24 protein-coding genes and 1 tRNA gene are annotated in these 24,035 nt (G+C 69.4%); 4 read left to right on the top strand and 21 right to left on the bottom strand.

What is annotated here, in order from left to right:
- The first annotated feature begins 132 nt into the window (after positions 1-132).
- Positions 133-843, top strand: coding sequence for a response regulator (locus tag ACYVHU_RS01015; RefSeq protein ID WP_078760227.1), 711 nt, complete (start codon positions 133-135; stop codon positions 841-843).
- A 395-nt stretch (positions 844-1,238) separates the two neighbouring features.
- Here the strand turns inward: ACYVHU_RS01015 and ACYVHU_RS01010 are convergent.
- A tRNA-Asn gene (locus ACYVHU_RS01010) sits at positions 1,239-1,311 on the bottom strand.
- Between the two features lie 194 nt (positions 1,312-1,505).
- Between ACYVHU_RS01010 and ACYVHU_RS01005 the strand changes: the two genes are divergently transcribed.
- Genes ACYVHU_RS01005 through ACYVHU_RS00995 form a run of 3 tightly spaced genes read left to right on the top strand, consistent with a single transcriptional unit; the run spans position 1,506 to position 2,874 of the window.
- On the top strand, positions 1,506-1,817 hold the full coding sequence (locus ACYVHU_RS01005; RefSeq protein WP_078760226.1) for a hypothetical protein: 312 nt from the start codon (positions 1,506-1,508) through the stop codon (positions 1,815-1,817).
- A 46-nt stretch (positions 1,818-1,863) separates the two neighbouring features.
- Positions 1,864-2,358, top strand: a complete 495-nt coding sequence (locus ACYVHU_RS01000) for a hypothetical protein (protein ID WP_078760225.1) — start codon at positions 1,864-1,866, stop codon at positions 2,356-2,358.
- A 48-nt stretch (positions 2,359-2,406) separates the two neighbouring features.
- Positions 2,407-2,874 carry a pyridoxamine 5'-phosphate oxidase family protein gene (locus ACYVHU_RS00995; protein ID WP_078760224.1) on the top strand — a complete coding sequence of 156 codons (468 nt, stop codon included), beginning with the start codon at positions 2,407-2,409 and terminating at the stop codon, positions 2,872-2,874.
- Between the two features lie 36 nt (positions 2,875-2,910).
- Here the strand turns inward: ACYVHU_RS00995 and ACYVHU_RS00990 are convergent, their stop codons facing one another.
- From ACYVHU_RS00990 to ACYVHU_RS00895, 20 genes are all read right to left on the bottom strand, one after another.
- Positions 2,911-3,312, bottom strand: a complete 402-nt coding sequence (locus tag ACYVHU_RS00990) for a hypothetical protein (RefSeq protein ID WP_498947348.1) — start codon at positions 3,310-3,312, stop codon at positions 2,911-2,913.
- Between the two features lie 43 nt (positions 3,313-3,355).
- Positions 3,356-4,210, bottom strand: a complete 855-nt coding sequence (locus tag ACYVHU_RS00985) for a hypothetical protein (protein WP_498947347.1) — start codon at positions 4,208-4,210, stop codon at positions 3,356-3,358.
- 34 nt (positions 4,211-4,244) lie between these two features.
- Entirely contained in the window at positions 4,245-4,667 is a 423-nt protein-coding gene (locus tag ACYVHU_RS00980) for a hypothetical protein (protein ID WP_498947346.1), read from the bottom strand.
- 33 nt (positions 4,668-4,700) lie between these two features.
- Positions 4,701-5,498, bottom strand: coding sequence for a hypothetical protein (locus tag ACYVHU_RS00975; RefSeq protein ID WP_498947345.1), 798 nt, complete (start codon positions 5,496-5,498; stop codon positions 4,701-4,703).
- 148 nt (positions 5,499-5,646) lie between these two features.
- The gene (locus tag ACYVHU_RS00970; RefSeq protein ID WP_078760223.1) at positions 5,647-6,045 is read right to left on the bottom strand and encodes a hypothetical protein; all 399 of its coding nucleotides are present in this window, start codon (positions 6,043-6,045) and stop codon (positions 5,647-5,649) included.
- 41 nt (positions 6,046-6,086) lie between these two features.
- Entirely contained in the window at positions 6,087-6,938 is an 852-nt protein-coding gene (locus ACYVHU_RS00965) for a hypothetical protein (protein ID WP_078760222.1), read from the bottom strand.
- 36 nt (positions 6,939-6,974) lie between these two features.
- Positions 6,975-7,400: a hypothetical protein gene (locus ACYVHU_RS00960; protein ID WP_078760221.1), complete on the bottom strand. Its 426-nt coding sequence runs from the start codon at positions 7,398-7,400 to the stop codon at positions 6,975-6,977.
- A 36-nt stretch (positions 7,401-7,436) separates the two neighbouring features.
- A complete protein-coding gene (locus ACYVHU_RS00955) occupies positions 7,437-8,279 on the bottom strand; it encodes a hypothetical protein (RefSeq protein ID WP_159457210.1) in 843 nt (280 codons plus the stop codon).
- A gap of 194 nt (positions 8,280-8,473) precedes the next feature.
- A complete protein-coding gene (locus ACYVHU_RS00950; RefSeq protein ID WP_078760219.1) occupies positions 8,474-9,772 on the bottom strand; it encodes a glycoside hydrolase family 18 protein in 1,299 nt (432 codons plus the stop codon).
- A gap of 171 nt (positions 9,773-9,943) precedes the next feature.
- On the bottom strand, positions 9,944-11,062 hold the full coding sequence (gene rpoD, locus ACYVHU_RS00945; protein WP_144389956.1) for an RNA polymerase sigma factor RpoD: 1,119 nt from the start codon (positions 11,060-11,062) through the stop codon (positions 9,944-9,946).
- 86 nt (positions 11,063-11,148) lie between these two features.
- Complete coding sequence (gene dnaG / locus ACYVHU_RS00940) at positions 11,149-13,026, bottom strand: DNA primase (protein WP_078760217.1); 1,878 nt, start codon at positions 13,024-13,026, stop codon at positions 11,149-11,151.
- Positions 13,027-13,035: 9 nt separating this feature from the next.
- Positions 13,036-13,995: an MHYT domain-containing protein gene (locus ACYVHU_RS00935; protein ID WP_144389955.1), complete on the bottom strand. Its 960-nt coding sequence runs from the start codon at positions 13,993-13,995 to the stop codon at positions 13,036-13,038.
- A gap of 231 nt (positions 13,996-14,226) precedes the next feature.
- Entirely contained in the window at positions 14,227-15,489 is a 1,263-nt protein-coding gene (mmsB, locus tag ACYVHU_RS00930) for a multiple monosaccharide ABC transporter permease (RefSeq protein WP_078760216.1), read from the bottom strand.
- Positions 15,486-17,027, bottom strand: coding sequence for a multiple monosaccharide ABC transporter ATP-binding protein (gene mmsA, locus ACYVHU_RS00925; protein ID WP_200813509.1), 1,542 nt, complete (start codon positions 17,025-17,027; stop codon positions 15,486-15,488). The genes mmsB and mmsA overlap by 4 nt, the downstream gene beginning before the upstream one ends.
- Before the next feature lie 38 nt (positions 17,028-17,065).
- Positions 17,066-18,148 carry a multiple monosaccharide ABC transporter substrate-binding protein gene (gene chvE, locus ACYVHU_RS00920; RefSeq protein ID WP_078760215.1) on the bottom strand — a complete coding sequence of 361 codons (1,083 nt, stop codon included), beginning with the start codon at positions 18,146-18,148 and terminating at the stop codon, positions 17,066-17,068.
- Between the two features lie 73 nt (positions 18,149-18,221).
- Complete coding sequence (arfA, locus tag ACYVHU_RS00915; protein WP_200813508.1) at positions 18,222-19,736, bottom strand: arabinosylfuranosidase ArfA; 1,515 nt, start codon at positions 19,734-19,736, stop codon at positions 18,222-18,224.
- A gap of 35 nt (positions 19,737-19,771) precedes the next feature.
- The gene (locus ACYVHU_RS00910) at positions 19,772-20,776 is read right to left on the bottom strand and encodes an arabinan endo-1,5-alpha-L-arabinosidase (RefSeq protein WP_078760214.1); all 1,005 of its coding nucleotides are present in this window, start codon (positions 20,774-20,776) and stop codon (positions 19,772-19,774) included.
- A 22-nt stretch (positions 20,777-20,798) separates the two neighbouring features.
- Positions 20,799-21,680 carry a carbohydrate ABC transporter permease gene (locus ACYVHU_RS00905; protein WP_432936274.1) on the bottom strand — a complete coding sequence of 294 codons (882 nt, stop codon included), beginning with the start codon at positions 21,678-21,680 and terminating at the stop codon, positions 20,799-20,801.
- A complete protein-coding gene (locus tag ACYVHU_RS00900; protein ID WP_078760212.1) occupies positions 21,677-22,633 on the bottom strand; it encodes a carbohydrate ABC transporter permease in 957 nt (318 codons plus the stop codon). The genes ACYVHU_RS00905 and ACYVHU_RS00900 overlap by 4 nt, the downstream gene beginning before the upstream one ends.
- Before the next feature lie 31 nt (positions 22,634-22,664).
- On the bottom strand, positions 22,665-23,984 hold the full coding sequence (locus tag ACYVHU_RS00895) for an extracellular solute-binding protein (RefSeq protein ID WP_078760211.1): 1,320 nt from the start codon (positions 23,982-23,984) through the stop codon (positions 22,665-22,667).
- Positions 23,985-24,035 lie beyond the last annotated feature (51 nt).

Genomic DNA, 24,035 nt, shown 5'->3' with positions numbered 1-24,035 from the left:
CTCCGTCTCCGGCGGCGTCGCCCGGGGCGAGAAGCGAGGGGAGGACCCCTCTTTCTCATCCGCGCCCCCGGGGCGACGGCGCGTGTCAGAGTCGTCACCGGATGCCCGGACGATCGGCACGGAAGGAGACCCGTGAACGACGTGCTCCCCGCTCCCGGCGGTGCCTGCGCCCCGCCCACCGACGACCCCATCAGGATCCTCGTCGTCGACGACCACGCGCTCTTCCGGCGCGGCCTGGTCTCGGTCCTGGCCGCCGAACCCGACATCGACGTGGTCGGCGAGGCCGGCGACGGCGCGGACGCGATGCGCCGGGCCGCCGACCTGCTGCCCGACGTGGTGCTGATGGACATCCGCATGCCGCACGGCGGTGGGATCACCGCCTGCGCCGGTATCAAGGACGTGGCCCCCACCAGCAGGATCGTCATGTTGACGAGCAGTGACGAGGAGGCCGACCTGTTCGGCGCGCTGCGCGCGGGAGCGGTCGGCTACCTGTTGAAGTCGGTCTCGGTGGCCGAGCTTCCCACGGCGGTGCGCGCGGTCCACAAGGGCCATTCCTTCCTCACCCCCGCGATGGCCGCGAAGCTCATCCGGGAGTTCACCGCGTCCTCGGGAAGGGAGCGGGGCGGACCGGTCCCGGTCCCCCCTCCCGCGCTCAGCACCCGCGAGACCCAGGTGCTGCGTCTCATCGCGCGCGGCCTGAGCAACCGCGACATCGCCGCCGAGCTGGTCATCTCCGACAACACGGTGAAGAACCACGTGCGCAACATCCTCGACAAGCTCCAGTTGCACTCGCGCGTGGAGGCCGCGGTCTACGCGGTCCGCGAGAACGTCCTGGGCGAGTGAGGGTGGCGACCTCCGCGTCCCGGGGACCGCCGGCCTCCCCGGGCGCGGGCCGTCACGGTCGGCCCGTGATCCCGGTGTTCCATCACCGACCGGTGTCGGGAGGCCTCTCGGAAGACCGCTCCCCCGCCGGCCATCGCCGGGGCTTTGTCACGCGAGGTCGATGAGCGTCTCCCGGCCGGCTTCACCCTTGAAACGTGTTCCCCGGGCGAGCGCGGCCCGCCCCGTCCGTTGCGGAGTCAGGGCGACGTTTCCCGGGCATCGAGCCACCGGCTTCGAACGGCGCCGTTTCCGGCGCGTGCGGTTCCACCGCGGAGGGGAACAGGACCACCGTCCACGGAAAAGACCCGGGAAAGCGAAAAGCCCCGCCGGTATCACCGGCGGGACTCTCCAAGGGGCTCCCGCGATTGGACTCGAACCAATAACCTGCCGGTTAACAGCCGGCTGCTCTGCCAATTGAGCTACGCGGGATCGTCTTCCCTGTCGGCCCTGGGGGCTTGCGCTCCCTGCCGACAGGAAAAGACTAGCGCACTCGCGAGGGTGCTCGTGACAGGTTTTCCCTTGCCGGTCACGGCGTCGCCGTCCCGGCCCGGCCGCGGCGGAATGACGAAGGCCGCGCGGGGTACCGTTCACCCTGTAACGACCATCGACGCCGAGAGGAACCCATGCGCCACCGGATCACCTTCATCGCCGGACTCGCCGTCGGTTACGTCCTCGGGGCGAAGGCGGGCAAGGAGCGTTACGAGCAGCTCGCTCGCGCCGCCCGCCGGATCGCCGACAACCCCACCGTCCAGGAGACCGCGGGACTCGTCGGCGCGCAGGTGAGCAACGCCGGCCGCACCGTCTACACCAAGGTGAGCGAGAAGCTGCCGGTCACCTCGCTGCGCGACTTCCTCGCCCGTCCCACCGAGGAGGAGGCCGCCGCCGTCGAGCGCACGCAGATCAACGGGGCTCCGCTGGGAGACGGCTCCCGGTGAGCCGCGTGCCGGCCCGCCGAACGGGCCGGCACGCTAGCGTGGGCCCATGCGTTGGCCCCGCCGCTCGCGTCCCTCCGCCGAGGTGCGCGCCCGACTCCACCTGCAACGTGGTGAGCGCGTGCTCGCCCACGCCCCCGCCGAGCCGGGCACGCTCGTCGCCACCACGCGCGCGCTCCACCTGCCCGACGGGCGCGTGATCCCCTGGGAGCGCGTCGAACGCGCCCGCTGGAACGCCGAGGGACTGGAACTCGTCGAGGAGGGCGCGGACGAAACCGTCATCGCCCTGCCCTCCCCTGGCGCCCTCCCCGAGGTCGTCCAGGAACGGGTCGCCTCGTCCATCCTCGTCAACACCCACGTGGCCCTGCCCGGCAGCGGCGAGGACGAGCCCCGCGGCTACCGTCTGGTGGCCCGTCGGCCGCCCGGCGGTTCGGAGGTGCTGTGGCGGGTCCACTACGACGCCGGGGTCGACCCGCAGGAGCCGGGTGTGCGCGAGCACGCGGCCCGCGCCCTGGCCTCCCTGCGCGAACGGATGGGAATCTGACCGGGGAACCTGACAGGAGACGTCAGTCTCTGCCGGCACAGTGGCCCCATGACGACATGGAACGACTTCGCCCGGGAGGCCCCCGACCTCGCCGCGTTCGTCCGCGGCCGGTTCGAGGGGTTCCGCCACCACGTCCTGGCGACCCTGCGCCGGGACGGTTCTCCCCGGGTGAGCGGTACCGAGGTGCTGTTTCGCGACGGCCACCTGGTACTCGGCTCGATGCCCGGTTCACGCAAGGCGCTCGACCTGCGCCGCGACAACCGGTACGCGCTCCACGTCAATCCGGGTGAGCCCGCCGACGGGACGATGGAGGGCGACGCGAAGGTCTCCGGACACGCGGTGGAGGTGACCGACGACGCGGAACGGAGGAGGCTGCTCCCGGAGCAGCCCTCGGGCGGCTCTCACCTGTTCCGGCTGCTGGTCGAGGAGGTCGCGGTGACCACGGTGGAGGGCGACCGGCTGGTGATCCGACTATGGCGGCCCGGCGCCGGCGTGCGCAGGTTCGAGCGGACCTGAGCCGGGGCGGGCCCGCCCCGGCACCGGCCATAGGCGTCACAGGAGCCCGGCCACCAGGGCGGCGAACCCCACCGCGACGCCGAGAAGACCGAGGGTCATGAACAGGCAGTCCACTATGTAGACGTTCCGGCGGGCGCGTTCCTCCCGCCGGATCTCGGCCGGCAGCCTCCGCTCTCCTTCCGCGTCGATCCGCTCGATCTCCGCGTCGAGCCGTTCGAGCAGGGGGAGGGCTTCCTCGGCGTCGCGTCCGGTGACCGCCGGTATGCTCCGGCCGACGCTCTCCGCCAGCTCCAGCCCACGGATCCGGTCGACCCTGTTCTCGGCGGCCTGCCGCGCGCCGGTCGCTCCCAGGCGGGTGTGGCTCAGCACGCCCTCCAGAGAGCGGGCCATGGTCCACAGCGAGATGAAGACGACCGCGAGCGGAAGGAACAACGTCATGCCTTCTCCTTATGACGACGAGGTCCGTCCCCGGACATCCGCATCATGAGGGTCCTCCTCCAGACCCCGGAATCCGAGGTCCCTCCCCACGAGCGGGAAGAGCGCCCCGAGCGCGCTCCCTCTGTCGCCTGTTCTTACGCTCAAGATGGAGACCGATCGCCTCCTTGACGGAAACAGCGCTCTCCACAGGGATCCCGCTCTGCAATACCCGGGAGCCCGTCGGAGCCGCCGAGTCGTTCAACGAACGCTTCAGGACAGCGGCCTCCTCACGCATCGAATCGACCTCCTTCGCCAGCTCGCCCAGCTCCTGACGCGGCCCCTCGCCAAGATGCCTCAGCGCATCCTCTGTTTCACCGAAAGCGCGTTTGAGGACATCCCCGTAGTCGGGCGGGAGCCCCTTGCCGTCGATGACGTTCCGGTCATCATCAAGCCGCCCCACCGCCTGGGCGATCCTGACCGACTCGGCCACTTCCTCGCCTGTTCTCACCAAGCCGAAGGCCATGGCACTCGCATCGGCCAGCGCCCGTCTGGCGGCGAACAGCTCTGTCTCCCCGGATCTGAGAAGGTCTCCACGGACGGCGATCTCCTTTTCGATCCTCTCCACCTGTTCGGCCTGCTTCTCCTCCAGCCCGGATCGCATCTCCGCCAGCTCCGCCTCCTGGCTGGTCAGCCCGGTTTCAGGATCGACCCTTACATATTCCGCCAGATTGCGGGCCGTCCGCACCGCCTCGTCTCTCCCCGCCTCGGCCTTTTCACTCTCTCTCATCACCTCATCGGCGGTCTCGTTTCCTGATTTCCGGAGACGCCATCGGACGACGGCCGCCGACAGGAAAACCGCGGTGGAGAGGACCGCGGCCTCCAACGACATGAGAGCGGCCAGAACGGAGTCGATGATCATCACTCCTCAAAGGAAGGCACAGAGACGGAAACATTCACGACAGGGCCACCCACACGGCGATGGCGACGACGACTCCGTCCACGACCAGTTCCATGACGGAGCGCCCGGTGAAGACATTGCGGATGCCAGAGAAACGCCGGCCGTTCTCCGCGACGGACAGGAGGACACGCCGGGCGTCGGCCACTCGCCCGTTTCCCCCTTCCGGTCCCCTCTCGGCCGATGACTCATCGTCCCGGCGCCCGCCTCTGAGCTCCTCGGGCAGCCGGTCCGTCGTCAGGGCCCATTTCACTCTGAGGAGTCCGATCCTGGCAGAGGTGATCTCCTCGGCGACCCGGTACGTGTCGGCACCCCCGTAAGGGCTCTTGGCGTGGTAAAACCCCATGAACGCGAACACGCCACGGGACACCTCACGGAGTATCAGGAGCAGAACCACGCCCCAGAAGACGGCCTCCATCATCCCCACTCCTCTGAGAGGCCCGGCAGCATCCCGTCATCGTCCATTCCCGGACCTTCTTCCCTTCTTCGGACGCCAATCCCGCCATTTCCTGGCGTCCTCCGCCTCTTGTCCGGGAGTCCCCTTCTTCAGATTGGCGAGAGCCTCCGCGACACTGTATCCCTCCAGCGCCTTCTCCTTCCGGTCCCCTTCAACACTCTTCTCCAGCTCTATGACACGAGGATCGGATCTTATGTAACCGTTGATCTCCTTCGCCGCGTCGGCCGCCCGTTTAGCATGGACGCCCATCCCCTTCACCCTGTTATCAATCCTCTTCTGCAATCCACTCGCCCTTTCGGCGAACTTACGGTAGGGCTCTCCCTCTCTATCGATCTCCCGGGCCAGTCTCCCTGCGAAAGAGACGCTGTCTCCGAGCCCCTGCATGCCTCCCTTCTCCCTCTCAATCCTCTCCTGCTCCTGCCCCAGACGCATTCTGAGCTTCGCCAGCTCCCTTGCCGGAACGAAACATCCAGCGGTCACCACATCGGTGACGCCTTTCCCAACTGTCAAGGATTCGATGATCTCGTCAGCGGTCACCGGACGCATATCGCGAAGCGGTATCCTTGTTCCCGGAATATGCACGGGCTCCCTGACACGGGGGCCGAACAGGAGGTACCTCCGCCCCTTCCGGATCTCCCCTGTCAGGTAATACTTCTGCCGCTCCGTTTTATTCTGTGATCTGCGGACCTCTGCTACAAGGATCACCAGCCCGGTGACCGCCAGAACACCGAGAGCGGCGGCAGCGGCCCAGGGGGCGATGTTCAGAAACCTCAGCAGATGCCCAAACGGTGGCACGGGACTCCTTTCTTCGCCGAATCCGCCTGGGGGGAGGGAACCCCTGTGCCCCCGTTCCCGGTGGCGCTTCCGTCCTTTCGCCCCGCGCGGGAGTCCGGCCACAGCGAAGACGCCCGCCGGCGCCTGGCGTCGGCGGGCGGACGAGGGGTCACAGGGACGTCACCAGGAGGACGATCCCCACGATCACGCCGAGAAGCCCGAGGACCGCGAAGCCGAAGTCCACGGCGTAGGCGATCGCGCGGACGCGCTCCTCGCGCCGTTCCTCGCCCGCCAGGGCCCGCTCCCCCTCGGCCTCGACCCGCGCCAATTCGTCGTCGAGTTCCCTCAGCAGGGAGGGGGCGTCCTCCTCGCCGGCCTCGACGATGGCGGGCGCTCTGCGGTGGAGGATCGCGGCGGTCTCGATGCCCTGCCGTCTGCGGACCCTGTTGCGGGCCGCGCCGCGTCCGATGTCGGGGCCCGCGTTGTGGTGGTCCATGACCCCCTCCAGGGAGCGGACCAGTGTCCACGACGAGACGATGATGATCGCGAGCGGCAGGAACAACGTCATGGCCTCTCCTGTGGGCGCCGGTTTCTCTTCACGCCGACCCCTCAGCCACGCGGCCCGGTCGGGCCCCGGCCGTGCGGACGTTCCGTGGAGGCGGGTGCGGGGGCGTCGGGCCTGTGTGCCGTTCTCTCGCGCCTGCTGCGGGAGAGGTAGGAGTCGATCATCGTTTTGACGTCGGATACGGGGGCGTCGGGAGCGGTGCCGGGGCGCCGTCCCTCCGAAGCCGCCGTGGACGCCTGGGGGGTGAGCCCCTGTTTGAGCCGCGCGCTCTCCCGCGCCAACTGCTCGGTCTGGTCGGCGAACTCCCGTAGGAGGTCGTGTTCCGGCTGGCCGACGTTGCGCTGTACGTCCTTCCACTCGGCGATACCGCGCTCGACGTTGCCCCGGTAGGTATCGGGAAGCCCCGTGGTGTCCACGACCCGGTCGTCCTCGTCCAGGCGTCCCGCGATCCGGGCGAGCCTGAGCGTGTCGTCCATGGCGACGTTCGCGTTCTCGTGCGTGGAGGTCGCCGCCCGCGCCTCGGCGAGCGCGCGTCGGATGTCGGCGATCTCGGTCTCCGCCTTCATGAGATTGTGCGGGCGGGACTCGACGGCCTCCTCGATACCCGTGCGAAGCCCACGGTTGGCCTTCTCCAGCTCGGCTCTCTTCTGCTGGAGTTCGTTCTCCCGGATGGACATCCCGGTCTCGGGATCGCGTCCCTCGTACTCGTGGAGCTCTCGCGCCTTCTGCGCGGTCTCGATCCGGGTCTCGATGGCCTTCTGCACATCCGCCCGCGCGGCCGCGGCGTCCTCGTTCGCCGCCTTGCTGACCCTCCACCGGGTGACGGCCCCGGCGACGATCAGCGCCGTGGAGATGACGGCGGCTTCCATCGACGTCAGGGCACCGAGAAGGTCCATGCCCACCTCATCTCACGGATTGGGTCGGGGGCCGCGTCATGACGAGGCGATCCACACGGCGACGGCGATGATCACGATGTCCACGGCCAACTGCGCGAGGGAGCCTCGGGTGAAGGCACCGCGTACTCCGGAGAAGCGCCGCCCGTTCTCGGCGATGGCGGTGAGGCGCCGCGTCATCTCGCCCACCCGGCCGGGGAACCCCACGAGGCCGCCCTCAGGCGACCCCTCGGTGCCGGACCGGCCAGGGTCCCTCGCCCCCGCGGGCAGGCGGGCGGTCTCCAGCTCGCCTCTCAGGCGCAGGAGTTCCAGTCGCGTCGAGGCGAGCGTCTCGGAGACCTGGAACGTGGCGGTGTCGCCCTCGGGGGCCCGGGAATGGTAGAGCCCCAGGTAGGCGAACACCGCCCGGATCACCTCACGGAGCACGAACAGGGCGAGGACGGCCCACAGAACGATCTCTGTCATCCGTCTGCACCCCGCATGTGGAGGAGGAGCATCGTGTCACTTCTTCCCTCTGCTGGAGCCGCCCTTATTGTGCCAACCGGTGAGCCTCGACCGGTTCCCCTGGTTCCGCGGCTCTCCCGCAGACCCCAGTCTCTTCTTCACTGCCTTTTCGAGATCGAAGCCGGCGAGAGCCGCCCCCTCTCGTTCCTCCCCGGCCGTCTTCTCCAACTTGACCACCCGGGGATCGGCCTTGACCTGGTCGGTGACCTGTTTGAGCGCGTCGCCCCCACGCTTGATGTCGCTGGTCACCCGTTTGACCTCGTTGTTCACCCGGCGCTGGAGCTCGGCGGCCCGCTGGGCGATGTCCTGGTAGGGCCGTCCCTCCTCCTCGACCCGCGCGGCCAGCTGTTCCAACTTCCTGTTCTCGTCTTGGAGGGGCAGCAGGGCCGCCCTTTCGGGAGCGAGCTTGTTCTCCTCGCCCTGGATCTGCTCCCGGAGAGCGGCCACCCTCTCCGAGGGGACGAAGCCTCCCTTGTGGCCCAGGAGCTCCATCTCATCGGCCCGGTCCCGGCCGGTGACGATCTCGTCGCGGAACTTCTCGACCGCCTGGGGCCTCATCTCGCTCAGCGGAATCTTGGTTCCGGGAACGTATTTCATCTCCCTGGTCTCAGCCCCGAACAGGAGAAACTTCTTGCGTTTGGGGATCTCGCCCTTCTCGAAATAGTTCCGGCGCAGCCGCGTGTTCTGCGACCTGCGGAATTCGGAGACCGCGATGACCAGTCCGGCGGCGGCGAAGATTCCCAGGGCCGTGGCCGCGGCCCAGGGGGCGACGTCCAGGAATCTCAGCAAAGGCCCCAACGGCGGCATCGCGTTCTCCTTCCTCAGGATCCACGCTTCCAACGGCCATCCCGCGCACTCCAGGGGATTTCAGGTGGAAGTTAGCAGTATTGCGGTGAGGTGCGACATTCCGGGTTTCACCCTCCGGTTAAGGCGGGCAGCCCTCCATCACCGACATCGCGTTTCTTCACCTCGCCGGCCCGGTTCCGGGGACGGGCGGGCCCGGCCCCTGTCCGGAACCGGCCAGGGAGCCAGGGCTAATCGTCGCGCAGCGACTCGTCCATGGCGGTGACGAGTTCACCGCCGGGATCCATGTCGAGGTTCCACAGCATGAGGCCGCCCAGGTCCATATCGCGGACGTAGGCCCCTTTGAGGGCGACGACCTCGGGGGTGTCGTAGGTCCACCACTCGTCGCCGTCGTAGATCCAGTAGGCGCCGTTCACCGGGTCGAAGAAACGCTGTCCCGGACGCTGCTGGAGGTCGGCGTAGGCGTCGGTGCCCTCGCCGTAGTCGCCGTCGGCGGGCCCCGTGGCCGGGGCGTGGCGTCCGAAGTTCTCCGAGCCGACCCCGCTCCAGCCCCGCCCGAAGCCCGGGAAGCCCAACACCAGCTTGTCGGCGGGAAGCCCGTAGTCGAGGTAGGTGCGTACCGCGAGGTCCGCGCTGGCCCGGCCGGCCGCGCCCTCGGGCGCGTAGAGCTGGGAGTGGTGCTGGGTCGTGTCGCTCCACGAGCCGGTGAAGTCGTAGCCCTGCACGGTGGCGAAGTCGACGGAGTCGAACAGCTCCGGCTCGTAGCCGGCCCGCATCAGCTCCGGATCGTGCGACAGCGACACCGACAGCGTGTACTCCTCGCCGGTCTCGTCCTCCAGCGCGTCGAGCTGTCGGCGGAACTCCTGGACCAGCAGGGTGAAGTTGCGCTTGTCCTCGGGACGCTCGGTGTTGTCGGGATGGCCCCCGCCCCCCGGCCACTCCCAGTCGAGGTCGATGCCGTCGAAGACACCCGCGGCGGCTCCGTCGCCCCCTTGGGGCTCGCCGCCCATGCGGGGGAAGTCCCCGCGCAGCCACAGGTCGATACACGAGGACACGAACCGCTCGCGTGACTCCTCGGTGAGCGCGGCGTCGGAGAAGTGATCGGACCAGTTCCACCCCCCCAGGGAGATGCTGGCGCCGAGCTCGGGGTGTTCGCCGCGGAGCTTGCGCAGCTGGTTCAGGCTGCCGGACAACGGCTGATCGTAGTCGTCGGCGCGTCCGTCGACGCTGTCGGCCGCGGAGTAGCGGCGCTGGTAGATCTCCCACGCCTGGGAGGAACCGGCCGGGATGTGGCAGGTGCCTTGGGCGCTGACGTCGCCGAAGGCCCACATCACGCGGGTCAGGCGGGCCGCCGCCCCGCTGTCGTCGACGTCCTTGATCCGAAATCCCCGGTTGGCGGTGTTCCAGTCGGCGAAGTAGCCGATGCGCTGTGGCTGACCCCCGAAGATGCCCGGACGCCCTTCGACCACCGTGGCGGCGCCGAACAGCAGTCCAGCCACCCCGACGATCGCCACGACGCCGAGGAGCATGTTCCTGTGTCGGGGGCCCCCGCGCGAGGGGCGATGTTGGTGGGCTGCCTTCACAGTTGAACGTTAGCCCGGGTGAGGCGAACAGCACAGTACGTTACCGGGAGTCGGCCGGTACGGGCCGACACCGGCCGACTCGGAACTCCCCCACGTCACGCGACGTTCCCCGGCGCCTCAGTCGAGGTAGTCGTGGAGCATCCGCACCTTCGAGGGCTGGCGGAGCTTGGCCAGCGTCCTGGCCTCGATCTGGCGGATGCGCTCGCGTGTCACCCCGAACTCCCGCCCCACCTCCTCCAGGGTGTGCGGGTGCCCGTCCGCCAGACCGAAACGCAACCGGATGATGCGGCGCTCACGGTCGCCGAGCCCGTCGAGGAGGAGGCCCAGTTGGTCCTGGAGCATGAGGAAGGCCGCCGCCTCGGCGGGAACGACCGCGTCGGAATCCTCGATGAAGTCCCCGAAGTCGGACTCCTCGTCCCCGATCGGCGCCTGCAACGAGACCGGTTCCTGGGCGATGCGCTGGATCTCCTGCACCCGATCGTCCCCCACCCCGAGTTCGCGGGAGAGCTCGGCCGGGGTCGGCTCGCGGCCCAGCTCCTGGTGGAGCCGCCGCCGCGCCCGGACGAGCTTGTTGATGGTCTCGACCATGTGCACGGGGATGCGGATGGTGCGGGCCTGGTCGGCGATCGCCCGGGTGATCGCCTGGCGGATCCACCAGGTGGCGTAGGTGGAGAACTTGTATCCCTTGGTGTAGTCGAACTTCTCGACCGCGCGGATCAGGCCCAGGTTCCCTTCCTGGATGAGGTCGGGGAAGAGCAGCCCGCGTCCGATGTAGCGTTTGGCGATCGACACGACGAGGCGCAGGTTGGCCTCGATCAGCCTCCGCTTGGCGCGTTCGCCGTCATGGACCAGCGTGGAGAGGTCCCTGGTCTCCTCCTCGGTGCCCGGAGTCGCCGTATCGAGCTTGTGGCGGGCGTACAGGCCGGCCTCGATCGATTTGGCGAGCTCGACTTCTTCCTCCGCCGTGAGGAGCGAGACGCGACCGATCTCTCGCAGGTAGATGCGCACCAGGTCGCCGGTGGGGGCCCGCCGAGAGGGATCGGGGTCTGGAGCCGGCTCCTCGGCACCGGGGTCGACGACCTCGACCCCACGCCGGGCGAGATCGCGGACCACGTCCTCCAATGCCTCGGGTGGAACGTCCAGGCGGTCCAGGACGGAGGCGACATCGGTCATCGAGACCGATCCGCCGCTTTTCTCGCCCGCGACCATTTCCACCACCTGCTGGATCGGTGGCATTTCGCTTGTCAGAACCGAAAGAGCCACACCCCCAGTGTGCCCCCTCATACAGCGCGGCAGAGAGAACTATTTTTGTCACCCTTGTGTCAGGTGTCACCCACCGTGCGTTCCCGCATCTGCCTTTTCTGCTGCTCAACCGCCATGAGTTCGCTGAATACCCGCTGGTAATCCTCGGCCTCGGTGATCGGGTCGAGACGACCAAGGCGTGATTTCAGGTTTGTGACCCGGCGGTTGATGGAATGAATTTTGATCGTGCCCAGGATTTCGTTCGCGTACCGCTCGTCAACCTCTCCATAGACCTCGATCGGTTCCACGGCCAATTGTGTGACGAACTCGCGTTGCACCTCGTTGGGTGCGGCCTCGCGCAGCCGGAGCGACCACTGCGCCGGGTCATCGGCGGCGGCGACGCCCCCCTGCGCGCGGATGAGCTCGACCATCGCCCGGTGCTGGGGGACGGTGAACGTCTCGGCGTCCAGCCGGTCGAACTCCAGCGCCAGTGAGGGGTGCTGCACGGCCAGTTTGAGCGCGAGCCGTTCCCTCTGGAGCGAGGGGTCGCGCAGGTCGTAGGAGGAGGCGTCGTGGTCGGGCCGGGAAGGGCGGACCGGTGCGGCCTGCCTGCGGTCACCGTCACGGACGCCGCGGGCCAGTTGGTGGACGCGGCGCAGCACGAACCGCTCGTCCATCAGCCCCGTCCACTTGTCCAGGTTGAGCCCGTAGAACTTGCGCACGCCCTCGTGGCGGATGCTCGCCACGATCGGCGCCGCCGCCTCGAAGGCGGCCATCCGCCCCTCCGGGGTGTCGAGGTTGTGCCCCTGGATGGCGCTGCGGATCACGAACTCATACAGCGGCTTCTTGGCCGCGATCAGGTCCCGCACGGCGCCGTCTCCCTGTTGGATGCGCAGGTCACACGGGTCGAGGCCGTCCGGCTGCACGGCGACGAAGGTCTCGCTGGTGAAACCGTGCTCTTCGGCGAAGGCGCGCAGCGCCGCCTTCTGTCCGGCCGCGTCACCGTCGAAGGTGAAGACGACCTCGCCCCCGAACTCCGAGCGACCCAGCAGCATCCGGCGCAGGATCTTCATGTGCTCGCTGCCGAAGGAGGTGCCGCAGGTGGCGACCGCGGTGGTGACCCCGGCGAGGTGACAGGCCATGACGTCGGTGTAGCCCTCGACGATGACCGCCTGACGCTGCCGGGAGATCTCGCGTTTGGCGAGGTCGAGCCCGTAGAGCAGGTGGCTCTTCTTGAAGAGCGGGGTCTCCTGGGTGTTGAGGTACTTGGGTCCGTCGTCGTCGGGGTCGAGCTTGCGCGCGCCGAACCCCACCACCTCGCCGGTGACCTCGCGCACCGGCCACACCAGCCGGTTGCGGAACTTGTCGTAGGGGCCGCGCCGCCCCTGGCTGGCCAGCCCGCCGAGGATGATCTCCTTGTCGGTGAAGCCTTTGCCGCGCAGGTACGTGGTGAGCGCCTCCCAGCCGGCGGGAGCGTAACCGACGCCGAAGTGCTCGGCGTCGGCGCGGGTGAACCCGCGCTCGCTGAGGAAGCGGCGCGCCTCTTGGGCCTGGGGCGTCAGTAGCTGCTCGGCGTAGAACGCGGCGGCGGCCTGGTGGGCCTCCAGCAGGCGTTGACGCTGTCCCTGCTCGTTGCGGGGCACGTACCCGCCCTGCTCGTAGCGCAGCTGGATACCGGCGCCCCGGGCGAGGTTCTCGACGGCCTCGACGAAGCTCAGGTGCTCGATCTTCTGGACGAAGGCGATGACGTCGCCGCCCTCGCCGCACCCGAAGCAGTAGAAGAGCCCCCGGGAGGGGGTGACGTTGAACGACGGGGACTTCTCGTCGTGGAAGGGGCACAGTCCCTTGAGAGAGCCTCCCCCGGCGTTGCGGAGCTGCAGGTACTCCCCCACCACTTCGGCGATCGGGGAGCGCTCGCGGACGAGCGCGACGTCTTCGTCTCGGATTCGGCCGGCCACATGGGAAGTCTATTGACGTCGGTGGCCGCCTCGACCCCGCCCTGGTGGAGGGGTGGGGGGCGCGGGCCGGGAGGGGCGTTCGAACATCGACACGGCGGGCTCCGTCCCGGCCGTGGGACGGGGGCCGGGCGAGGGCCCGCTCCGGGTCGCCTTGCGGATGCCGGCGAGGCGCTGTTCGAAGCTGCGGCGTTCGCCGTACTCGCGTTCTCCGGGGGAGAGCACGAGGATCAGGACGAACAGGAGGGTCAACATGGCCAGGCCGACGAACAGCGGGAGGAAGAAGTCCATGCCGGTGGCCCCCTCCCCCGCGTGTTCGTGGACGTGGCCCTCCACCTCCTGCGCCATGACCACGTGGTCGGTCACCTCGATCGGGGTGATCTCGACCCCGAGCATCCCGGTGTAGTGCATCGCACTGACCGCCGCCCCCATGATGAGCGCGGCGACCACCCCACCACCGATCCCCGTGACGTAGAGCGCGGCCCACAGCGCGGCGGTGGAGGCGAGGATCCCGATGGCGACCGCGGCGGCGAGGAACTCCCAGCGGTGGGACATATGGGCGTCCATGCGCATCGACGCCATCCCCAGGTAGTGCATGCCGGCCACGCCCAGGCCGGTGATGAGCCCGGCGCCGAGCAGCGCGCCGACGCCCCGGCGGCGCATCCCGATGAGGGCCAGGCCGGCGCCGACGACCAGGACCGCCAGCAGGCCGCTGAGGACGGTGAGGAGGACGTCGTAGCGGATGGGGACCCCCGGGACGCGGAACCCGAGCATCGCGATGAAGTGCATGGCCCAGATGCCGATGCAGCCGATGGATACGGCCGCGCAGGCGAGCCATCCGGCGCGGGCCCGGCCGCCGACCGCCCGGGCCCGCGCCGTCATCGTCAGTCCGATGAAGGCGCCCAGACAGGAGACCGCGTAGGCGAGCGCGGGGGTCCACCACCCATAGGCGTAGTGCTCGACCTCTGCCATGGCGCCGTCCTTTCCGGACCCGGAGCGTCGACGTGACGCGAAGCGACGTGACGTCCGCCACGTCGGGGAGACCGAGCCTAGGACCTTCGCCCCTTGTCAGCTATATGTCGATATCTACTCTTTATGAAGTTCACCCGTTCTGAGATCCCAGGTCACCGAGGGTCCACGGGGACGAGCGGAAACATTCCGGCACGGGTGTGGTCCGGCCACCGGACCACACCCGCTCTCGGCTCATCCCCCGCCGGTGGGGGTCCGCGCGCGGACCCCACGCGCCGACCGGTCCTGCGGCGGCTCCCCGCCGACCCCCCGCGCCGACACCCGGTCCATGACCGACCGGCCGACCCGGTTCTTGTTGTAGATGTCGAAGGCGACCGCGGCCAGCAGCACCAGCCCCTTGATGGCCTGCTGCCAATCGGCGCCCAGGCCGATCAGGGACATGCCGTTGTTCATCACGCCCATGACGAGCGCTCCGACGACGGCGCCCACCACGGTCCCCACACCGCCCGACGCCGAGGCCCCGCCGATGAACGCCGCGGCGATCGCGTCGAGCTCGAACATCGTCCCGGCGCGCGGCGTCGCCGCGTTGAGCCGGGCCATGAACACCAGCCCCGCCAGCGCCGACAGCGTTCCCATGGTGACGAAGACCCAGAAGGTCGTGCGCTGGGTCTTCACCCCCGAGAGCATCGCGGCCTTCTCGTTCCCGCCGACCGCATAGACATGACGTCCGACCGTGGTGCTGTTCATGACGAAGGAGAACACGACGATGAGCGCGACGAGCAGCACACCGACCACCGGGACGCCGTTCTCGATCGCCAGGACGTAGGCGAAGGCCATGACGACCACGACGAGGGCGATCGTCCTCGCCCAGAACAGGGCCGCCGAGCCGACCTGCAGTCCGTGACGCCGGCTGCGCGCCCGCGCCCGCAGCCGGCTCCACACCAGCGCGGCGCAGGCCAGCGCGCCGAGCACGAGCGTCAGGACGTGGATCTGTCCGCCGAACACGTCGGGGAGGTAGCCCGAGCCCAGTGCGCGCAGCGAATCGGGCAGGGGACCGATCGACTCCCCGCCGAGGACGATCATGGTCGCGCCGCGGAAGACGAGCATTCCGGCGAGCGTGACGATGAACGCGGGGATGCGCACGTAGGCGATCCAGAACCCCTGCCAGGCGCCGACGAGCGCGCCCATCCCCAGGGCGAGCACGATGACGAGGGGAACGGGCAGGTCCCAGCTCGTCAGCATCACCGCCGAGACCGCACCGACGAAGGCCACCACCGAGCCGACCGACAGGTCGATGTGCCCGGTGACGATCACCAGCATCATGCCGATGGCCAGGATCAGCACGTAGCTGTTCTGCATGATGAGGTTGGTGATGTTGATCGGGCGCAGCAGCAGTCCGCCGGTCAGGACGCTGAACAGGACGACGATGGCCACGAGGGCCATCAGCATGCCGTACTGCCGGACGTTTCCACGTTGCAGTTCCCTCAGGGCACTCATCGATCCCCGCCCTTCGTCGCGGTCATGAGTTTCATCAGCGGCTCCTGGGCGGCGGCGGCGCGCGACAGCTCACCGGTGATGCGCCCCTCGTTCATGGCGTAGATCCGGTCGCACAGCCCGATCAGCTCGGGCAGTTCCGAGGAGATCACCAGGACGCTGCGCCCCTGCCTGGCCAGTTCATGGATGATCAGGTAGATCTCGTACTTGGCGCCGACGTCGATCCCGCGCGTCGGCTCGTCGAGGATGAGCAGCTCCGGCTCGGTGAACACCCATTTGGCGAGGGCGACCTTCTGCTGGTTGCCACCGCTGAGGTTGCCCACCTGCTGGAACACGTCACGCGCCTTGACCCCCAGGCGCTCGCGCAGCCGCTCGGCCAGCACGATCTCGCGGCCGGGGTCGATGACCGCGCGCGAGGCGACCTGGCGCAGGCCCGCCAGTGTCATGTTGCGCCGGACGTCCTCGCCGAGGATCAGCCCGAGCTCCTTGCGGTCCTCGGGAACGTAGGCGATGCCCGCGGCGATGGCGTCGCCGACGGTGCGCACGCGCATCTCGTGCCCGTCCTTGCGCAGCGTCCCGCGGACGTAGCGGCCGTAGGAGCGGCCGAACAGGCTCATCGCGAACTCGGTGCGCCCGGCCCCCATCAGACCGGCGATCCCGACGATCTCGCCGTGTCGGATGTCGATGTCGACGCCGTCGACGACCCGTCGGCCGGCCTGGTCGGGGTGGTCCACGGTCCAGTCGCGGACCTCGAAACGGACCTGCCCGGCCCGGCCCGTGCGTTCGGGGTAGCGGTGGTCGAGGTCGCGGCCGACCATGCCGCGGATGATGCGGTCCTCGCTCACCTCTCCCCCGGCCGTGCTCAGCGTCTCGATCGTCCGGCCGTCGCGCAGGACGGTGATGGTGTCGGCGACCCGGGTGACCTCGTTGAGCTTGTGGGAGATGAGGATGGAGGTGACGCCCTGGCGTTTGAGGTCCAGGATCAGGTCGAGCAGGTCGGCGCTGTCGTACTCGTTGAGCGCCGAGGTCGGCTCGTCCAGGATCAGCAGCCGCACGTCCTTGGCGAGGGCCTTGGCGATCTCGACGAGTTGGCGGCGGCCGACCCCCAGGGCGGCGACCGGGACCGTGGGGTCCTCGTCGAACCCCACCCGCCGCAGCAGCGTCCGGGCCTCGGCGACCGTGCGGTCCCGGTCGAAGATCCCCCGGGCGCGGGTCCGCTCGTTGCCCAGGAAGACGTTCTCCGCCGCCGAGAGCTGGGGGACGAGCGCGAGCTCCTGGTGGATGATGGCGATGCCGGCGGCCTCACTGTCGCGGACGTCGCGAAAGGCGCGGACCTCGCCGTCGACGAGGATGTCGCCGCCGTAGGTGCCGTGGGGGTAAACCCCGCTGAGGACCTTCATCAGGGTCGACTTGCCGGCCCCGTTCTCGCCCATCAGGGCGTGGACCTCGCCGCGCTCGACCGTGAGGTCCACGTTCTCCAGCGCCTTGACGCCGGGGAACTCCTTGCTGATCCCGCGCATGCGCAGGATGGCGTCGGGCATGTCGGTCTCCTTACCGTTCGCCGGGCCGTCGCGCGGCGTCAGCCCCGCAGTTCCTCGGCGGTGTAGTAGCCGCCATCGATCAGCACCTCCTCGTAGTTGTCGGCGTCCACCGAGACGGGTTCGAGCAGGTAGGCGGGGACGACCTTGACCCCGTTGTCGTAGCTTTCGGTGTCGTTGACCTCGGGCTCCTCGCCCTTGACGACGGCGTCGGCCATGTTCGCCGCGACCCTGGCCAGTTCCCGGGTGTCCTTGAACACCGTCTGGGTCTGCTCACCGGCGATGATCGACTTCAGGGAGGCGACCTCGGCGTCCTGCCCGGTGATGACGGGCATCGGCCTGTCCTCGCCGCCGTAGCCGACGCTCTTGAGCGCGGAGATCACGCCGATGCTGATGCCGTCGTAGGGCGACAGCACGGCGTCGAGCCGTTCGGTGGAGTAGTTGGCGCTGAGGAGGTTGTCCATGCGCGCCTGGGCGGTGGCCCCGTCCCAGCGCAGCGTCGCGATCTGCGACATCGTGGTCTGTCCGCTGCGCACCTCCAGCACACCGGAGTCGATGTAGGGCTGGAGCACCGACATCGCCCCGTCGTAGAAGAAGTAGGCGTTGTTGTCGTCGGGCGACCCGCCGAACAGCTCGATGGTGAAGGGGCCCTCCTCCTCGGCGAGGCCCAGCGCCTCCTCGATGTAGGTGGCCTGGAGGACGCCCACCTGGAAGTTGTCGAAGGTCGCGTAGTAGTCGACGTGCTCGGTGCCGCGGATCAGCCGGTCATAGGAGATGACCGGGATGTCCTGGTCTGCGGCCTGCTGGAGGACGTCGGTCAGCGCCTCCCCGTCGATCGCGGCGATGACGAGGGCGTCGACGCCCTTGGTGATCATGTTCTCGATCTGGGAGACCTGGGTCTCGACGACGTCCTCGGCGTATTGCAGGTCGGCGCCGTACCCGAGCTCCTCGAAGTGCTCCACCATGTTGGCTCCGTCGTCGACCCAGCGCTCGGAGGACTGGGTCGGCATGGCGATGCCGACCGTCCCGTTCTCCCCGCTGGTCCGGGCGGCGTCACCCACCGCGCAGGAGGACAGCAGCAGCGCGGCGCCGGCGAGCAGCGCGCCCAGTGGCTTGACGTTCATGTGCGCTCCACACTTTTCGGGATGCGCCCGGCCGCGCGGACCGGGCGGGAGGGACTGTGAGAGGGCGTGCGGGTCAGGAGCGGGCCGTGGCCAGTTCGATGACGCTCCACGACACCGGGGGCAGGACGATGTTGAGTCTTCCCCCGTCGAGCCGGACGTCCTTGTTGTCGCGCGGGGCGACACGGTCGGGATGCCGGGCGGTGTTGTAGGCGTAGACGTCGGTGTCGGAGAGGGTCAGGCAGCGGGTGACCCGCTCGGCGGCCAGGCCGCGCGTGTCCACGTCGAGGCTGACCGGGGAGTCGGTGGACCGGTTGACGACGAAGATCGCCGCGGTCGCGGCCTCGGCGTCATAGGTGGCGACGGCGTCGATGACCGGCACCTCGCCGTAGCGCGCGGTCTCGTGTGTCGGGCAGGTCGGTTCGACCCGCAGCACCTGGCCGGCCGCCGCGGCGGCGGTCCGGGCGAAGGGGTGGAAGATGGTCTGACGCCAGGCGGGCCCGCCCGGCTCGGTCATGATCGGCGCGATCACGTTGACCAGTTGGGCCTGGCTGGCCGCGGTGACCCGGTCGCTGTGGCGCAGCAGCGAGATGAGCAGACCGCCCACGACAACGGCGTCGGCCAGGTGGTAGCGGTCCTCGATGACGCGGGGCGCCACCGGCCAGTCGGTGCGCGGCTGCTGCGCCTGGTGCCGGCTGAGGTACCAGACGTTCCACTCGTCGAAGGAGAGCATGATGCGCTTCCGGTTGCGCAGGCGCGCCCCCACCGCGTCGGCGATGGAGATGACGGAGTCGGCGAAACGGTCCATCTCGACCCCCGAGGCGAGGAAGCTCGCGAGGTCCCCGTCACGCTCCTCGTAGTAGGCGTGCAGCGAGATGTAGTCGACCTGGTCGTAGGTGTGCTCCAGGACGGTGGCCTCCCACGCGCCGAAGGTCGCCATCTCCGGTCCGGAGCTACCACAGGCGACCAGTTCCAGGTCGGGCTGGGCCATGCGCATCGCGCGGGCCGTCTCGGCGGCGAGCCTGCCGTACTCGTCGGCGGTCTTGTGGCCGACCTGCCAGGGGCCGTCCATCTCGTTGCCCAGGCACCACATGCGGATGCCGTAGGGTTCGGCCGCCCCGTTGGCGACGCGCTGGTCGGACAGGTGGGTGCCGGCGGGATGGTTGGCGTACTCGAGCAGGTCCAGGGCCTCCTGCACGCCTCGCGTGCCGAGGTTGACGGCCATCATCGGCTCGACGCCGGCCTTGCGGGTCCAGCGCATGAACTCGTCCAGGCCGACCTCGTTGGTCTCCAGGCTGTGCCAGGCGAGGTCACGGCGGACCGGACGTGACGCGCGCGGCCCCACGCCGTCCTCCCACCGGTAGCCGGAGACGAAGTTGCCGCCGGGGTAGCGCACGGTCGTCACCCCGAGTTCGCGGGTGAGTTCGAGGACGTCGCGGCGGAACCCGTCGGCGTCGGCGGTGGGATGGTCGGGTTCGTAGATGCCGGTGTAGACGCAGCGTCCCATGTGCTCGACGAACGAGCCGAACGTGCGGCGGTGGACGGGGGCGATCCGCAGGGCCGGATCGAGGGGGAAGGATGCGTTCAGCACGGTGCGCTCTCCTCTGGGGACGGGGAAGGGGACGGTTACGGCTGGGGCCAGCCGTCGGGGGACCAGCGCAGGGGTCGAAGACCGAGCCGGAAGTCTCCGCCCGCGTCGGCGTCGTAGTAGTGGTAGGCGAGGTATCCACCGGAGACCGACTGGCCTCCGGGGCCGATCCGCGACCCGGAGCTCGCCAGGATCACCGTGCCGCCTCCCGCCAGCAGGGGACGGCCGTCACGGTCGTGGTAGGGGCCGGTGACCGCGCGGGAGCGGCCCACCGCGATCCGGTAGGTGCTGGCGCTGCCCTGGCAGCAGCTGTCGAGGGAGACGAACAGGTAGTACCAACCGTGCCGCTCGACGATGTAGGGCGCCTCGATCGCGTTGGGGGGTTCGCCGCGGTCGGCGATGCGCAGCGGTTCGCCCTGGCCCGCGGCCGGCTTGCCGTCGGGCCAGTGCAGGCGCAGCATGCGGATCCCGCTCCAAAAGGAGCCGAACGCCATCCACGGCGTCCCCTCGGCGTCCTCCACGACGCCGGGATCGATCGCGTTGTAGTCGTCGCCGGGGAAGGACTCGGTGACCTTGCCCCGGTCGATCCAGGCGTAGTCGGGGTCGCGGGGGTCGAGCGTGGTGTTGGTGGCCAGCCCGATCAGCGACCGGTTGGAGCCGAACGTCGAGGCGGAGTAGTACAGGTAGTAGGTGCCGTCGTGTTCGTAGACCTCCGGCGCCCACAGGTTGGTGACGCCGGGGATCTCCTCGGCGAGCCAGGCGGGTTTGTCCGCCCAGACGGTCCCCTCGTAGGTCCAGGTGCGCCCGTCAGGCGAGGAGCGGATCTGGATGTTGCCGTCGCCGACCGCCGGATCGCCCGTGGAGAAGACGTACCAGTCCTCCCCCGCCTCGCCTTTGACGAGGGCGGGGTCGTGGACGCGCACGTCCCCGTCGAGCCGGTCGGCCGCGCGCGGCTGCGGCGCCGCGTGCGCGGGGGCCAGGGGGGAGACCGTCAGGACCGCGGCGGCGAGCGCGGCCGCCGTCGTGAGGAATCTGCGTTTCATCGGGACCCTCCTTCGCGGGGGCTCACTTGAGGCCGGCGTCGGTGACCCCGCGCACGACCTGGCGTTGGAAGAGCAGGAAGACGACGAGCAGCGGCAAAGCTCCAAGCACGGCCGCCGCCATGTTCTGCGCGTACTGGATGCCGTAGGCGCCCTGCACGCTCCCCAGGCCGACCGGGACGGTCATCAGGGCGGGGTCGGTGGCGGCGATGAAGGGCCACAGGAAGTTGTTCCAGGACTGGACGAAGGTGAAGATGGCGACGGCCGCGAGGATCGGCCCCGACATCGGCAGCACGACGCTCCACAGGATCCGCGGGTGGCCGGCGCCGTCCAGGCGGGCGGCCTCCTCGTAGTCACGGGGAATGGCGTCGAAGAAGCGTTTCAGGATGAACACCATGACCGGGGCGACGACCTGTGGCAGCGCCACACCCCAGTAGGTGTCGACCAGGCCGAGGAAGGTCATCTCGTCGAACAAGGGGACGATGAGGACCTGCGGTGGCACCAGGATGCCCGCGAGGAACAGCGCGAACAGCGCCCTCCTGCCGGGGAAGCGGGTCTTGGAGAAGGCGTAGGCCGCCAGCACGCACACCACGAGGGTGAGCACGGTGACCACCGTGGAGATGACGGTGCTGTTGACGAGCCAGCGTTGGAGGTCGCCACGGGCGAGGACGAGCCGGTAGGCCTCCAGGGTGGGCTCCAGCGGCAGCCAGCGGATGGGCACGGCCGTCGTCTCCCCCTCGGGTTTGAGCGAGGTGAGCACCGCCCAGACCAGAGGGATCAACCACACGACGGCGAGAACGAGGGCGGACACGGTGACCATGGCGCCGCCCGCGGTGATCCGCGGGCGCGGCCTGCTCCCCTCCGTGGCGCCGCGGGAGGGACGGAGGGTCGCGGTGGGGGCGCTCATGCGCTCTTCCCCTTCCCGGAGAACAGCCGGAACTGGACGAGGGAGACCACGACGATCACCGCGAAGAGCAGGTAGGAGATCGCCGAGGCGTAGCCGATGCGCAGACCGGTGAAACCGCTGTCGAAGATGTAGCCGATGATGGGGCGGGCCGCGTAGTCGGGGCCTCCCGCACCGGCCGTCATCAGGTAGGCCTGGTCGAACAGCTTCAACGAGGCCACCAGTTGCAGCGTCACGATCAGGGCGGTGGTGCGGTGCAGCAGGGGCAGCGTGATGTGGCGGAACCGCTGCCAGGGGTTCACGCCGTCGAGGGCCGCGGCCTCGTAGACGTAGGCGGGGATGCCCTGGAGCGCGGCCAGGTAGAGCAGGAAGTTGAATCCGACCGTCCACCACACGGTGGTGATGGCGATCGCGACCAGCACCGTGTCCTTGTCGGTGAGCCAGTTCACCTCGGGCAGCCCGACCGCCTGGAGCGCGCCGTTGACCATGCCGAACCCCGGCTGGTAGAGCCAGGTCCAGATGAGCGTCACCACGGCGACCGGCAGCAGGAACGGGGCGAAGAAGGAGAAGCGCAGGAACCAGCCCAGGCGTGAGACCCGGTGGGTGAGCAGGGCCATGCCCAGGGCGATGAGGACCAATGGGGGCGTGCTGATGAGGGTGAACAGCAGGGTCACCCACAGCGACTGCCACACCGCGGGATCGCCCAGCATCTCGCTCCAGTTGGCCAGGCCCACGAAGGAGGAGCCGGCCCGGCCGAGGCTGCGATCGGTGAAACTGGTCCACAGGCCGGCGAGCATCGGCCAGACGAGGAAGACGGCGAACAGGACGGTGAAGGGGAGGACGAACCACAGGCCGGCCCAGGAGGACACGTGGCGAGTGCGGGCACGGCCCCCGGGCGGGGCCGGGGACACGGCGCGCGCCGCTTCCGGCGGCGCGATGTCGGTGGACGGGGTCATGTCGGACTCCAAGGGGGATGGCGGGCCCGGGTCACACCGGCGCGGGGGTCTCGATGAGCTTGCGGGTGGCCCGTTTGAAGGCGTCGAGGGCCCGCTCGGGCGTCGTGGAACCGTTGTGGACGCCCGCGAACAGGGAGCTCGCCTCGTTCTGTAGTTGCGCCGCCGAACCGCTGAACCACGCCTCGGGGTCGAACTGGACGTTGACCGCCGCGTCGCGGTAGTCGGCCTGCGGTTCCAGGCGGGCGTACTCGGCGCTCTCGGTCACCGGCAGGTAGGCGGGGACGTGTCCGCCGCCGGCCCAGGTGATGCTGTGCTTGAGCATCCACGCCGCGTACTCCACGGCGGCGCGCACCGCCGCGTCGTCGCGGGTCCTGCGGTGGGGCAGCACCAGCGCGTGGGAGTCGCCCTGGCCCAGTTCGTCGCCGTACAGACCGGGGAAGGGACGCATTCCGAAGTCCATCCCCGCCGCCTGGGCGGTGGCGATCTCCCAGTTGCCGGCGAACATGAGCCCGCAGATGCCGTTGACGAAGTTCGCCGGGGTGCCGGGGGCGTCCGACGCCGAGGGCGCCAGCCCCTCCTCCGAGACCCGGCGCAGGAAGTCGAGGGCCTGGAGCGCCTTGTCGTCGTCGATGCCCACGTCCCCGTCGAAGGTCATCTCGCCGCCGAGTTGGCGGTACAGGGACCAGAACTGGCGCCAGGCCCCCGTGGTGTCCATGACGACCCCGTAGCCTCCGGTGACGTCCTTGACCGCGGCGAGCAGGTCGAGGAATTCCTCGACGCCGTCCGTCTCGATGAGCCGCCCCTGCGGGTCGAGCACGCCGGCCCGCGCGCAGATCTCGCGGTTGTAGTAGGTGACGACCAGGTGGGTGTCCAGTGGGATCGCGTACAGCTCGCCGTCGACCGTGCACTTGTCCCAGACGTTGGGCAGGACGGTGTCGGGGGTGACGCCGTACTCGGCGAGCAGCTCGACGGGGATCGGGTCGATCAGGGTGCCCGGTCCCATGCCGCGCAGCCGGGACAGGTGCAGGGTGGCGACGTCGAAGGCCCGGCCGCCCGCGGCGCCCATCGCGAACTTGGTGTAGAAGGGGTTGCCCCACAGGTAGGTGGTGGGGCGGAAGTCGATCTGGGGGTGCTCCCTCTGGTAGGCGTCGTGCATCTCGACCATGCGGACGCCGTCGCCGCCGGTGAACAGGTTCCACTGACGCAGGACGGTCCGGGACTCGCCGACCGTGGCGATGCCGCCCCCACAGCCGGCCAGCCCGATCCCCGCGGCGGTGAGGGCTCCCGCCAGGAACCCGCGCCGCCCGATGGCCGGCGCGGGGGCCGGGAGCGGCGTTTCTTCTGTGCGCATGGCATCTCCTCTGCCTGGTGATGCGCCGTAGGTGCGGCCGTCCCCCGGGGG

Source organism: Marinactinospora endophytica (genome assembly GCF_054780875.1).
Note: the sequence above shows the minus strand (reverse complement) of the source record. Positions and strands in the feature narration are given on the sequence as shown.